The 13,538-nt window shown below is 64.7% G+C and carries 11 protein-coding genes; 7 read left to right on the forward strand and 4 right to left on the reverse strand.

Features of this window, described 5'->3' with window-relative positions:
• Positions 1-286 precede the first annotated feature (286 nt).
• The 4 genes from C479_RS04685 to C479_RS04700 all read left to right on the forward strand — a co-directional run bounded on the left by C479_RS04685 (position 287) and on the right by C479_RS04700 (position 4,750).
• The gene (locus tag C479_RS04685) at positions 287-1,225 is read left to right on the forward strand and encodes a hypothetical protein (protein WP_007698599.1); all 939 of its coding nucleotides are present in this window, start codon (positions 287-289) and stop codon (positions 1,223-1,225) included.
• A gap of 97 nt (positions 1,226-1,322) precedes the next feature.
• Entirely contained in the window at positions 1,323-2,309 is a 987-nt protein-coding gene (gene mvaD / locus C479_RS04690; protein ID WP_049907072.1) for a phosphomevalonate decarboxylase MvaD, read from the forward strand.
• A 399-nt stretch (positions 2,310-2,708) separates the two neighbouring features.
• On the forward strand, positions 2,709-3,365 hold the full coding sequence (locus C479_RS04695; RefSeq protein WP_007698625.1) for a ParB N-terminal domain-containing protein: 657 nt from the start codon (positions 2,709-2,711) through the stop codon (positions 3,363-3,365).
• Between the two features lie 215 nt (positions 3,366-3,580).
• Positions 3,581-4,750, forward strand: a complete 1,170-nt coding sequence (locus C479_RS04700) for an NAD(P)/FAD-dependent oxidoreductase (RefSeq protein ID WP_007698628.1) — start codon at positions 3,581-3,583, stop codon at positions 4,748-4,750.
• Between the two features lie 47 nt (positions 4,751-4,797).
• Here the strand turns inward: C479_RS04700 and C479_RS04705 are convergent, their stop codons facing one another.
• Positions 4,798-6,834, reverse strand: coding sequence for an IucA/IucC family protein (locus C479_RS04705; RefSeq protein ID WP_007698630.1), 2,037 nt, complete (start codon positions 6,832-6,834; stop codon positions 4,798-4,800).
• On the reverse strand, positions 6,831-8,906 hold the full coding sequence (locus C479_RS04710; protein ID WP_007698633.1) for an IucA/IucC family protein: 2,076 nt from the start codon (positions 8,904-8,906) through the stop codon (positions 6,831-6,833). Before C479_RS04710 ends, C479_RS04705 begins: the two co-directional genes overlap by 4 nt.
• 88 nt (positions 8,907-8,994) lie before the next feature.
• Between C479_RS04710 and C479_RS04715 the strand changes: the two genes are divergently transcribed.
• The gene (locus tag C479_RS04715) at positions 8,995-10,188 is read left to right on the forward strand and encodes an MFS transporter (RefSeq protein WP_007698635.1); all 1,194 of its coding nucleotides are present in this window, start codon (positions 8,995-8,997) and stop codon (positions 10,186-10,188) included.
• A 49-nt stretch (positions 10,189-10,237) separates the two neighbouring features.
• Entirely contained in the window at positions 10,238-11,332 is a 1,095-nt protein-coding gene (locus C479_RS04720; protein WP_049907073.1) for an ABC transporter substrate-binding protein, read from the forward strand.
• Positions 11,333-11,433: 101 nt separating this feature from the next.
• Here the strand turns inward: C479_RS04720 and fen are convergent, their stop codons facing one another.
• The gene (fen, locus tag C479_RS04725) at positions 11,434-12,414 is read right to left on the reverse strand and encodes a flap endonuclease-1 (RefSeq protein ID WP_007698641.1); all 981 of its coding nucleotides are present in this window, start codon (positions 12,412-12,414) and stop codon (positions 11,434-11,436) included.
• A gap of 53 nt (positions 12,415-12,467) precedes the next feature.
• A complete protein-coding gene (locus C479_RS04730) occupies positions 12,468-13,067 on the reverse strand; it encodes a GNAT family N-acetyltransferase (protein ID WP_007698646.1) in 600 nt (199 codons plus the stop codon).
• A 180-nt stretch (positions 13,068-13,247) separates the two neighbouring features.
• On the opposite strand from C479_RS04730, the gene C479_RS04735 reads away from it, so the two are divergent.
• Positions 13,248-13,448, forward strand: coding sequence for a DUF7835 family putative zinc beta-ribbon protein (locus C479_RS04735; RefSeq protein ID WP_007698649.1), 201 nt, complete (start codon positions 13,248-13,250; stop codon positions 13,446-13,448).
• The last annotated feature ends 90 nt before the right edge of the window (positions 13,449-13,538 follow it).

The following is a 13,538-nucleotide window of genomic DNA, read 5'->3' on the forward strand; positions in this document are numbered from 1 at the left end:
AAACTCGTCGGAAGAATTGCGAATCGCAGGAGTCGCTTCCGAGGGCCACTCGACCGACCGAACTCCACTGATCGACGATGGCTCAACGGACCGGCCAAATCGGTTCAAATTAGTTATAGTTTATTCGAACTATCACACATCCTTATTATATTCTGGTTCGGTTGGTCACCAAGACGCGACCCAGGGCAGGCACTCGGCGCGGCAGGAGCGAATCGATCGCTCGGAGAGGCAAGCCTATCCGCGCTGAACACCCGCCGGACCGGCCGACGTCTGGCAGTGATCGAGCATGACAGTGACAAATGGACACGGACAGCACGACACCTGCGAGGAATCGTTCGACGGATCGGGAGCCGACGCACTCGACGCGCTTCTCGAGGCCCTCAGGGCCGATCAGGGCGGTGCACGGACCGAGGCGCTCAAACGAGCGATCGAACACCGCCCAGAGCCCGACGACACCCAGGATCACCGACGCTCCGACCTCGCGGCGGCCGTCCAGCAGCTCGAAACCGACGTCCAGACGCTAGCGGAATCGACCGACGACGCGGAGTCCGGCACCGTTCGCGCCGAGCTCGACGCGGCTGCCGACGAGCGAGAAACACTTCGGGCAGCCGTCGACGAACTCCGGACGACCACCGACGTTCAGGACAGAATCGAGACGATCGAAGGCGGACTCTCGGACCTCGCCGAACGCCAGGCGGCCCTCGAAACCGCGACTCGTGAGCTGCGTTCGGACCTCGACGCGGACGTGACCACTGACACACAGCCAGCTGCCGACAGTGACGCGTCGCCGTCCGAACCGCCAAGAGATCAGTCGGACGTGATCGAACGGATCGATCACGTAGAACGGATACTCGACACGCGAACGACCGCTCTCGCGTCGAAAGCCAGGCGGATCGAGACGGTAGAAGCCCGGCTCGACGACCTCGAAGCCTCGCTCGACGAACGGACGAATGCCCTGGAAAACGACCTCGACGCCGTCAACGAGACGCTCGAAGAGGCCGCCACGATGCTCCAGTCCGAAACCAGAGCGGAACTCGAATCCGTCCGAACGGAGCTCGAAGAACGGATCGACGCGCTCGAATCGGAGTTCGAGACGGCGGTCGACTCGCTGGAATCCGATGTCGATACACTCGAGTGGCACGCCGTCGACATGATCCAGTGGCGCAAATCCTACGAGGAGTCGGTGCCCGACACAGAGGGCGACGACGGTCGGAATTCCACGTAAACGCGTTCCCGAACGCGGCTGGGGTGGATCGCCTGCCGACGCGTCGGTCGAGCGGCGAGCCGTGACCTTTATGCGACCTTCTCTCCCGTGTCACGGTATGAAAGCGACGGCAATGGCCCATCCCATCCAGGGACTCGTCAAGTACCACGGGCTGCGGGACGATCTGGAGCGATACCCGTATCACGACAGTATCAGCGTCTGTACCGCACCCAGCCACACACGGACGACCGTCGAGTTCTCCATGGACTACGACGAGGACACCTACGTGGTCGACGGCGAGGAACTGGAGGGAGCCGGCTTCGACCGCCTCGAACGCGTCGTCGAGAAGGCCCGCGGCATGTCAGACGCCGCTCATACCGTCTACCCCTGCCGAATCGAGTCCGAGAACTCCTTCCCCTCGAACGTCGGTCTCGGCTCCTCTTCCTCGGGCTTCGCCGCCGCCGCGATGGCGCTCTCCGAGGCGGCCGAACTCGACGCCTCCCGCACCGAGATCTCGACCATCGCCCGCGTCGGCTCCTCCTCGGCCGCCCGCTCGGTCACCGGCGCCTTCTCTATCCTCACGCAGGGACTCACCGACGAGGACAGCCACGCTCGCCGACTGCAGACCTCGCTGCACGAGGACCTCCGGACCGTCGTCGCGCTGGTCCCGTACCACAAAGACACCGACGACGCACACAAAGAGGCCGCCGACAGCCACATGTTCGACGCCCGCAGGGCCCACGTCGACGACCAGCTCGCCGAGATGAAAGCCGCGCTCCGCGACGACGACTTCGAGCGCACCTTCGACATCGCCGAGAAAGACTCCCTCAGCCTCGCCGCGACCACCATGACCGGCCCCGAGGGCTGGGTCTACTGGCAACCGGCCACCCTCGCCGTCTTCAACACGGTCCGTGAACTCCGCGAAGAGGAGGGCATCCCCGTCTACTTCTCGACGGACACCGGTGCCAGCGTCTACGTCAACACCACCGAAGAACACGTCGACCGCGTCGAGGAAGCCGTCGCCGACACCGGCGTCTCGACCACCACCTGGAGCGTCGGCGGCCCCGCCAAGCTCTTGGACGACGAAGACGATCACCTGTTCTAAACCGAACTTTTCCTCTGCGGGCCGGCTGCGCCGGCCCTCGGGAAAACTTCGATGAAAAGCGCTCCTCCTTCCGTTTCGGGCGCATTGCGCCCTTCACATCAGTCGTCGGCCCGCTCACTCGGCTGACGCCTCGTTCGCGGTAAGTGCACTGGTGTGCTAGCCCTTCCCCGTTGACGCGCAGATCGCTCACGCGACTGCGCGCCAGGCCACCCCGTCTCCGGAGCTGGCAAACACCAATGTCCGCCCACACCGACGTGCGCCCGGAATCGACTCCTCGCTGGTGCCCAGGTCCTCTCGTCACCGACCACGATCACAGACCCATCAGTCCGTTGTCGGTATCGGCACCCATAAGATCCGCCGGGACGAATACTGATTTACACGCACCCTCCGCTAATACCAATGAACCCATTCAACAACACCCTGGACTGGAGTTTTCGCGGGAAGTACGTCCGCGTCCACGGGACGAATCGCGTTTACGAGGGGTGGGTCGACCGAATTCACCACAAACGATCGAGCGTGGTTCTTCACGACGCCACCGACATCACCGGCGACCGGGAACGGGACCTCGGGTCGGTCTACGTCCGCGTCGTGGAGACGATCGAGGTCCTCTCTCCCTCGAAAACGATCGAACTCGTGGCGCTCGACGACGTCGAGCCCTCCCCGCTTCACGACCAGGCCTTCGAGGCCTCCGACGAGGACATGCGCGCCGCCTCGCGCGACCAGTTCGCCGGCGGCTACCCGGTCGTCCGCCCGATCGACGACCCCGATCGCGCCCCCTACGAACTGCTCAACGGCCACAAACGGATCGAAGCGTGTCGCCGCGTCGGACTCGACGCTCACCCGGTCGAGATCGTCGAAGCGACGGACGAGGAAGCCAGAGAACTGTTCGAACTCGCACACCGAGAACAGGCCGCGTGCGAGGGAGACAGTGGGCCGGACGACGACCCTGACGACAACAAAGCTGACGACAAGGCGAGCACAGACGACGCTGCGGACCGATCAGATGGCGACGACTCGGAGGGAGAACCGGAGCTCGAGTACGCTGCGAACGAATAATTCCCAGATCGGTCCGACGCCAATCCACCGGCGCTACCGCCACCTGGCGTTCGCGAGGCAGTAGCTGATCGCGACCCATCCGACGACGAGGCCCCTGATACCCACGAGGAAGTCGGCCGGGCAGGTTTCGAAGACGATGTAGTAGTAGCCGATTCCGATCGTCTTGCCCAGCGACCACGTGTACTGCTATTACCGTCGCCATCATAGGACACTGTATGCACGTCGTCGTCCTCGGCGGTGGCTACGCCGGTGTCGCGGTCGTCCGACGGCTGGAACGCCTGCTCCCCGCCGACGTCGATCTCACGCTTGTCACCGACACGCCCGATCACGTGCTGCAACACGAACTTCATCGGGTGATTCGACGGCCGGCAGTGGCGAACGATATCGTCGTCTCCGTCCCACAGGCAACCGATCGCGCACGGATCCACGTGGCGACTGTCGAAGGCATCAACCGCGAGCACCGCAGCATCGACCTCTCGACGGGCGAACTCGCGTACGACTACGGTGTCGTCTGTCTGGGTGCGGAGACAGCCTTTCACGGACTCGACGGCGTCCGGGATCGAGCGACACCACTGAAGCGAATCGGACACGCGCTGGCGATTCGCGAAACGTTCTTCGACGTGATCGAATCGACCGCGGGCCGCGTCCGTATCGTCGTCGGCGGCGCCGGACTCTCCGGGGTACAGGTCGCCGGGGAACTCGCCGCACTCACCCGCGAAACGAGCGTCGCGGACCGAACGACGGTGACCCTCCTCGAACGGTTAGATACCGTCGCACCGGGGTTCCCCGAGCGGTTCGGCGAGGCCATCAGCCAAACGCTCGAAGACGCGGGCGTCGAAATTCGGACCGGGGCGGCAGTGACTGGGGCCGACGACGAAGTCGTCGAGATTCGTGCGGGCGAGCCCGTCCAGTACGACCAGTTGATCTGGACCGGTGGAATTCGAGGCCCCGAAACGCTTGGCGGCGATCGACCGCGGGTCGGCCCGGACCTCCGACTCGACGACGGGACGTTCGGCTGTGGCGACGCCGTACGGGTCGAAGACACCACTGGCGAACTCGTTCCGGCGAGTGCACAGGCCGCTCGCCGGGAAGCACGAACGGCCGCGGCGAACGTGGCCAGCCTGGTCCGTCGTGATCGAACCGAGACCGCAGACAAGAACGGGTCGCTCGAAGAATTTCAGTTCAGGTCGCCGGGCTGGGTCGTCAGCGTCGGTGACGACGCGGTCGCGACGATCGGATCGCGGGTGCTGACCGGAGCCCCCGCAAGAGCGGCGAAGGCGACGGTCGGAGCGACGTATCTGGCGGAGCTCGGCGAACGACGACGGGCCATCGGGCTCCTCCGGACGGAACTGAGAGCGGACGTCGGTGATTCGAACGACACGTAAAAGACGGTCTCTCGGACCGATAACGACGACCTGTGAGACGGACCACGTTACCGCTCCGGTCGGGACAGCGGATTCGGAACGGACTCCAGGGCATAGTGGTGAGACCGGTCGGTGAGTCGCATCGTCGTCAGGCACTTGTAGTTCCACGTTGCGTCGTACAGGACGGTTTCGGCGTCGGCGACCCACTCGTTGGGAACGCCGTCCCGCCGCAACTCCGCGAAGGCATCGGCGACGACCTCGGAGAGGAGTGCCCAACATCGGGATTCGTCGATCGGCCGATAGCGGACGAGAACCCGAACGAGCTCCGCGAGATGGTTCTGAAACAGTGCGTAGGTCAGTTTGTCGTAGGCTGGCTCCATCCCATCGTCGACCGTCACCGAGCCGGGGTACGGCTCGAACTCGTATCCGTGTTCGGCGAGACGATCCGTACACAGACGGAGACCGCCGTAATCGCGGACGAGTACCCGCTTCGGTTTCCACTCGTCGAAGACGACGACGCAGTTTTGCAGGTGGGCCTCGAGCCCGACGCCGTACGCGACGAGTAGCCGAAGTGCGTCGGGGACGATCGCCTCGGCGTATCGTCGAAGGAAAGCTGCTGCTGCGTCAGCACCGCCCTCGGGGACCAGTGAATCGATCAGTGGCCGGTCGGTGAGCGGTCCGCGAGCGAGCAGGGCCGCGGCGGTCATCGGTAGTTCACCGTCGTCGACGGAGTCGAGAGGATTCCGGCGGAGCAATGCAGCGAGGTGTTTCGCGCGAACGTGACCGCGCCCGTCGGTGTGAGGCCCGTCGGGGTCGTGAAAGCACGCACCAGCCGTCTCGGGAAGCCCACTGAGCGTTCGAAATTCGTCAGCGCCGAGAACCGTCTCGAGGACATCACTGACCGTCGGGCCGTTGAGCGTCGTCTGCGGGGTGATCGTCCGAACGGACGACGTCGTTCGGATCCCCAGTGACACCTTAACGTGTGGCGGTGCTTGGCGATCAGATAGTTTGGGGACGAGGGTCCGAAGCGAGAGGGTCGCCCCGGCCGGGAGCGACACGTCGGGAACGGGAATCACGATTCCGCGGTCGAGTTCGCGACCGTATCGGTTCGTGAGCTGGTGTCGGTACTGCCACGGGTGGACCGGGAGAACGGTCACGTCTGCCGGATCGCGGCCGGCGGTTGTCGTTTCGTCCGCGACCGCGTCCCGGAGACCGGGGACCAGCCGATACAGCCGTTCCGTGAAGGTCGGCCCATCCGCGACCGCGGCCGTCGCCGCGTATTCGTCGGCGATCGCGACGAACCTGAGCGCAGGAACGGCGTCGTACTCGGCAGCGTAGGCCACGACCTCTGACGGGCGAAATCCCTGTCGGAGCTTCGCTCCGGGATGAAGCGGATGGCCATCGACGACGAGGCGCTCGGAGCGCACCAGCGGGTCGGGCGCCGCGAGCAGGTAGTCCACATCGGTATCCCACCCCGCATCGTCGGCACGTCCGCATACGGCCGCGGTGCGGCGGTCCCGCCGCACGGACGCGAGCGCGAGATTGGCCGCACTATCGGCCAGTTCGGACGACACCCGATCGACATCGATTCGTGACGCACCGTCGAGACGTCCGGCCGCCCACGCCAGCTCCAGAACCACGCTCGGCCGTGCGACCGGCCGGACCGCCTTCCCATCGCACCGATACACGTCGCCGACGGGTTTCGGCCGCCTGTACGCCCCCATCCCGGTGATGAACACGGCGAGGGACGTATCTATCGCCGGGAGCGGAAGTACGAGAAGCGTCGACGCTGCCGCCGGGATCGGCCGGATACGGTCGACGCTCGGCGAACCTGCCACGTCGGTCGGCGTTTCGAGCGAGGCAACCGGGTCCGACAACCGCACCGTTCGAACGTCGTCGGCGAACCCGCCGACGTTTTCACGGATCAAGCCAGCGACCAGCCGGTGCGTGATCGCACGCCGCGCCGGTTCGATGGCCGACTGATACCGATCGTACGGACAGCCACCGTCGCCGTCCCGGACCAACAGCGGGACGGCCTCAGCAAGCCGACGCTCCGCGTCGGTCAGGTCCACGCCCTCGGGACGAGCGGTGGGTAACGTCGTCATCGCCCACCACCACTCGTCGGGCGGACCTCGGTGAGCGGATTGCCGACGCGTGTCCGGCAGTAATCGTGGACGCTATCGCGAAGTCGCATGGCGGTCAATCCTTTGTGAACCAGCCGATCGTCGAACAGCGACGAGCGATCCCCCGCCACTCGGTTCGACGGCACGTCGTCACGGGCCGCGAGGTCGTCGAACGTTTGCTCACAGCGCTCACGAACCAGTTGCCAGCAGGTCTCGAGGGCGACCGGTTCCGTCGCACAGAGTCGACCGACGAGTTCTCCCAGATGGTTCTGGAACAACGAGTACCAGAGCTTCTCCCGAGCCGCCGAGACGTCGTCGGCGATCACCGCCGAATCGGGGTACGGTGCCAGGTCGGTCCCGCCAAATCGATCGGGGAACACGCGCACACCGCCGAAGTCACCCACCAACGTGCCGGTTGGTCGCCCGTCGTCGAACACCAGCGACGTGTTCTGGAGGTGCGCTTCGAGCGCAACCCCCTCGGTGACGAGCAGTTCGAGCGGCCCGGGGACGACCGCGTCGAGGTACGCCGAGAGAAACGCTTCGACGACCGTACGTCGGTCTGAACCCAAATCTGCGTCTGCGAACTCGTCGAGCGTCGCGGTGAGGACGGAGCGGCGACCGGCTGGCGGACGAGAAAGGAGACTTGCCGCCGTGACCACCCGTTCGTCGTCCCCGACGATCCGATGGGTCGAAGGATGCTGTCTGAGCAGTGCCGAGAGGTGGCGGGCATCGTCGTAGTCGGGGCCGTCAGGGCAGGGGCCATCGGCCGGGTGATAGCACGTCGCAGCCGGTTCCTGGAGGACACCGAACCGCTCGCTGTCCGCTGCGTTACAGACCGGTGTCAACGCCTCGGTCAGTTGGGGGCCGTTGGTCACGGCGTTGGGAGAGAGCGTCCGGACGGCGTTAGTCGTCTGGACACCGATGGCGAGTTTGAGGTGGGGTGGTCGCCGTCCGTCGGCCGTCGGCGCCGATGGAACGACGGTCCGGAGCGATAAGAGCGGTGCCGCATCGACCGTATACGATGGAATCGTGACGACCGTTCCCGCGTCCTGGGCGGCCGTGTAGCGTTCCGGGAGGACGTGCCTGAACTGCCACGGGTGGACCGGAACGACGGCGTATTCCGCGACCGATCGGCCCGACGGGATCGCCGTTTCTACCGCCATCCGAAGTCCGGGAAAACACGCGTAGAGGCGGTCGGTAAGCGACTCGTCGTCGACGCTCGTCTCCAGCGCCCGGTCTCGATGGATCGCAGCGAACCGGACGGGAATCGAATCGGCGAACTCGGGCGCAAACGACAGGACCTCGGTCGGAGACATCCCTCGTCGGAGCTTCGCACCCGGATGGAACGGATGACCGCCGATTACCAGTCGATCGAACGCCTCCGACGTGGCAACCGACGTCGGGTCGGGCCCCGTGGCCGGTGTCGGCGTCGCCGCCAGATCGGTCCAGCGAACGCGCCGCGCGAGTCGGGCCAGCGCCAAGTTCACGACGCTTTCACCGATCTCGGTCCGAAACCGCTCGAAGCCATCCACGACACCTTCGCGGTCTAACAACCTGACAACCGTCTCCGGCGTTTCGATCGGTTCGACCGTATCGAGGCGACACGCCACCGCCGGTGGGGCGAACGCAAACCGGTCGAAAGCCCGGTGGGATCGAACTGGCACGGCGACGACGGTTTCGGTCCGGGGAAATCGGAGGAGTAACGTTCTGTCGGTTCCCTCCGCGTCCGGAAGACGGGCGGAAAGCGCGTCCGAATCCAGCGACGTGAGCGGTTCCGCGGGTTCGGTGGGGACGACGGGATCCGTCGGTTCGGTGACGATCGGATCCGGGAGCGAATCCGGCCGGTCGCGAGCCAGTCCGCCCAGCAACCGGGCAAGAATTCCCCACCGTGCCGCCATCAATTCGCGTCGATAGGCCTCGTCGGGCGGCGAGGCGAGGTCGTGTCGCCGGGCGTACTGAAACGCTGCGGCGAGACCCGCCCGTTCGGAGTCGGTTAGTTCTCGATGGCGTACCGGCGAGCGATCGTCGGTCGGCGGTGACAGGAGTCGCGTCATCGACCACTGGTTTAGGCCCACCTAAAATAACTCTTTCTGGTTTTAGGCCAACCTAAATTTTTAAGTGGTGGTGGTCGACAGAGAACGCATGGGACGACTTTCCGGGCGGGCCCCGGAGCGGGGCTTTGCGGCACTGGCGGGGACGTCAGTGATACGCGCCTACGGGTACGCGTTGATGGCGACGTACCTCTCCTTCTACGCGGCGGCGTTCGACGCGACCGGACTCTGGATCGGCGCGTTCACCACGGCGTTTGCACTCGCTCAGACGGCGACGACGGTTGCACTCGGCGCCTGGGGAAGCGGCGACAGGGTCCGACGGCTACTCGTCTGGGGCGCGTTGGGGAGCGCCGCGACGTACGTGGGGTTCCTATTCGTCGTCGACGAGGTGACGCTCGTCGTCGCCAGAATCGCCCAGGGAATCACGATTAGCGTCCTGTTCGTGCTCGGGACGGCGGCCGTCTCGACCAGAGCGTCGACGGACGAACGCGGCCGCCACGTCGGTATCTTCAACCAGGTTGGTGCACTCGCCGGCGGACTCGGGACCGCAAGTGCCGGCGTGATCTACGAATTCGCCGGGTTCGCGCCCGGATATCTCCTGCTCGCCGCCGCGAGCCTCGGGAGCGCGTGGTTACTCCGCGGTACCGACCTCGGTGTCGACGGGCTCGATGCCGGTGACGGGGTGAACGGATACCGACAGCTCGTCGAGCAGCCCGCAATGCGCGGCCTTGCAGCCTACCGGGTCGGGACCGGGTTCGCAAAAACCGCCGTCAGGGTCTACCTCCCGATCTACGCCTATCTGGCCGTCTCGTTGTCCGGCCCCCAGGTCGGCGTCGTGTTGACGGCCCCGCGTCTCGTCCGGGCGCTCTGCCAGGGCTATACCGGGACGCTCGCCGACACCATCGGGCGCCGACCGCTGCTCGGGGTCGCCGCGCTCCTGTACGTCGGCGCAGCGGCGATCGTTCCGTTTACGGCGTCGTTCTACCCGCTGATCGCCTGTGCGCTCGTATTCGGTGTCGCCGACGCGTGTCGCGTCCCGGCAAGCGTCGCCCTCTTCACGGAGATCGGAACCGCGTCCCGAGCCCTCACCTCGCTGTCGCTTCGGAGTTTGCTCTGGAAGCCTGGCGCCGTCCTCGCGCCGTTACTCGCCGGCGTCATCCACGATTACGCCACAATCGGGCTCGTCTTCTACGCGACTGCGGCAGTCATGCTCGTGAGCGTGACTGTCGCCGCCTGGCTCGACACGTCCCAGTCGGTGTTTGGCTCAACCTCTCTCCCACAGTGATCGGCGGCCGTTCAACAGATTATTATATGTTTAGGCTAGCCTAAACATTATGCGTCGAAGATTGTTCATTGCAGGTGCGACGGGCGTCACAACCGGGATCGTCAGCGGCTGCCTCACCAAAGCCGGCGACGAGCCGGACGAAACGACCGGCTCCTACTCCGTCTCGATGGAACCGATGGGGACGGTATCGTTCGACGAGCCGCCCGAAGACTGGGTCGCGCTGTTGCCGAGCTACGCCGACATGGGAATGGCACTCGACGTGGGCCAAACGCTCGGAATCCAGTTGCCGTACCGCTACGCGTCGCACGTTTACGAGGAGTTACCGGGGGTAGCGTACGATCCGGACGACGTGCGAACCCTCTATCAAAACGGCGTCGACAAGGAGCTCTTCTACGCGATGCAGGCCGACGTTCACTTCATGGAGCCCAAGCAGATGATTCAGTGGTACGGCTGGTCCAAAGCGGACGTCGCCGACATCGAGAACAACGTCGGTCCGTTCTTTGGAAACTTCATTCGACGGCGTAGCGACGACTGGCACGAGTACCGCTACTACTCCCTGTACGAAGCGTTCGAGAAGATAGCCAAAGTGTTCCAGCGCGAGGATCGCTTTCGGCAGTTCAAATCGTTCCACGACGACTTCCTCGCCGACCTTCAGGACCGACTGCCGAACGAGACACCCGAAGCTGCGCTCGTCTATCCGGCCGACGAACCACCCGAGCGGTTCTACCCATACGGACTAAACGACGGCGGCGTCGGCAAGAAGCAGTGGCGGGACCTGGGACTTCGGGATGCCTTCGAAGGAACCGACATCGGCCACTACGCGGGAGATACGACCCTCGAAGTCGACTTCGAAGCGCTCCTCGAAACCGATCCGGACGTGCTCCTCGTCCGCGGCCAGGAAACGAAAGACCGCGCAGCCTTCGAAGAAACCATCGTCGAACATCTCGAAGACCACGCGGTTGCCAGCAAACTCACGGCCGTTCGAAACGGGGACGTCTACCAGGGCGGCTACCTCGACCAGGGGCCGATCATCAATCTCTTCCAGACCGAACAGGCAGCCAAACGGATCTTCGCCGACGAGTTCACCGAGGATCGACTTTTCGACCGACAGCAACTCGCGGATATCATCCTCGGCACCGCCTGAGGCGACGGCGCACGGAGCGGGCATCCGATAGTCTGAACCCACCGTGTCACCATCCCGCCTTTGCCCTCGATGTATTTGCGTCTCTCGGCGTCAGGTCACTGCTACGTCCAGCGATCGAGCCCGGACTGGACGAGCGATTCCTCGATCCGTTCGAACCCGCGGGCGACTTCGTCGGCGTCGACCGCCCACTCCTCACAGACGTAGTCGCGAGCCGCCGCGACGTCCGGGTCGAGATCGGTGGTGAACTCGTAGTCGTCGGTGACGTTCGGATCGCGAAACAGCTGGCGAACCCGATCACCGTACTCGACGTGATCGCCACGGGCCTCCAGTGCGCTCCAGAGGTCGCCGTGTTCGTGAACGAGCGAGAGCGCCGTCTTCGGACCGACCCCGTCGACGCCATGGTTGAAGTCCGTCCCGATCATGATCGCGACGTCGATCAGCTGTTCGAGTGTGAGGTCGTGATCGTCGAGGGTCGCCTGGAGATCCATCAGTTCCGGATCACCTTTGCTGGTGAGCTGGCGCAGCGTTCGAGGCGAGCCAAAGAGCAACGCGTCGTAGTCTTCCGAGCCGACGTAGTCGGCGTCGCCGTTCCGGACGATGTTCGCCGCCTGGGCCTCGCCTTCGGCCGGCGCCTCGACCACCGGGACGTCGAGGAATCTGAGGAGTTCCCGGCTCGTCTCCTGGATCGTCGGGGTGAGCCGCTGCGTATAGGACTCGAGCTGTGCGATGGCGACCTGGTCGCCCTCCTCACGGGCAACTTCGAGTTGTTCCTCGTAGGATTCGCGTTGCTCGCGGCGAGATTCGATCTCGTCCGTTTTCAGGTCCGACGGGCCGCCGTCGAAGACCATCACCGGGACGATGTCGTGCTCGAAGAATTTCGGCAGACCCTGAACCATACCGACGAGGTTCGCGACCTCCGTCCCGTCCGGAGTGGTATAGGTCGACGAATTGGTCCACTTTACCGTCGTCGTCAGGTACCGGTAGAGCCAGTTGTGCGCATCGACCGCGACGACCGACCCCTCGAGCTCGTCGAAGGGGATCGATTCGATCGACGCGATGTCCCGAAGTGCTGCGTTTCCCATCGACACGTCCTTCGAACGGCTGGGATTTGAGCGTTGGCCTCTCCGATGGCCACTTAGTTTCGTGACCCATCCGTTCGGTCGCCTTGGTCGGCCCGATCGGCCACTCCCGTTCGGTCCGTCCGTCCGGCGCGATCGCCTGACTCAACCGGTTCACCCCGTTCGAGACGCTCCGAGACGAAGGATCGTTCCGCGTCCGTGATGTCTCGGTCTCGAAACCGCTTCAGCCCGTTTCGATAGCGCTCGTCGACGGTGTCCTCCGGCGGGAACGCGAGGACGAGTTCGGCGATACCGGTCGTCTCGCCGGTGAACCCGAAGCCGGCGCGGTACAACGCTTCGTACGCGTACGGATTGTTGACCGCGATCCGCAACTCCTCGTAGCCCCGTTCCAGCGCACGGTCCCTGACGTATTCACAGAGGCGCGGGCCGATCCCCTCGCCCTTCCGATCCTGGCGGACGGTCACGTAGCGGAGCCAGCAGACGGTCTCGTCGGTCCGATCGGCGTTGAACGCGACCGCTCCGACGAGTTCGCCGTCCTCGCGGGCGACGGCCTTCCCGGTCGAGGACATGACGAACTTGCCCGCGTAGGCGAAGCGCTCGTAGTCGAGTCTGAGCGTCGGTCCGTCGGCCGGCCACCCGAGTAGTTCGACCTCCACGGCACGACAGTCGGTCGCCCGACGGAAAACGTTCGCTCATTGGGCGGTCGTGAATCGCGTGCTCGGCCGATCGACTCTCCCTCGCGTTTATTCGTTTTGGGAATCACCGTCGCGGCCTTCTTCCCGGAGTGAATTTCTCCAATAGAAAGGTATAACATGGTGAGATTCCAATTATCCGCCATGGCAACCACCGACGACGCCTTTGACGGACTCACGGAACATTGTCAGGAATGCGACCTGGATACGCTGCACGAGGTCTCGGTACAGCTTCGAACCGAAAGCTCGAAGGCCGAGAACGCGGCGTTCTCTCGCGAACCCTACCGCGTCACCGAGTGTCAGCGCTGTGGCCACCGCGACAGCCAGCGCATGAACAACGCCTGATCGGGTCGCGAGCGACCGATCGACTCGACCGCCGAAAACGCCCTGGCGTCGTCGGCGTCGCGATCACGGTTTCTTCGGTTTTCTGCCCCA

The sequence above is a fragment of the Halovivax asiaticus JCM 14624 genome (assembly GCF_000337515.1).
GTDB lineage: Archaea > Halobacteriota > Halobacteria > Halobacteriales > Natrialbaceae > Halovivax > Halovivax asiaticus.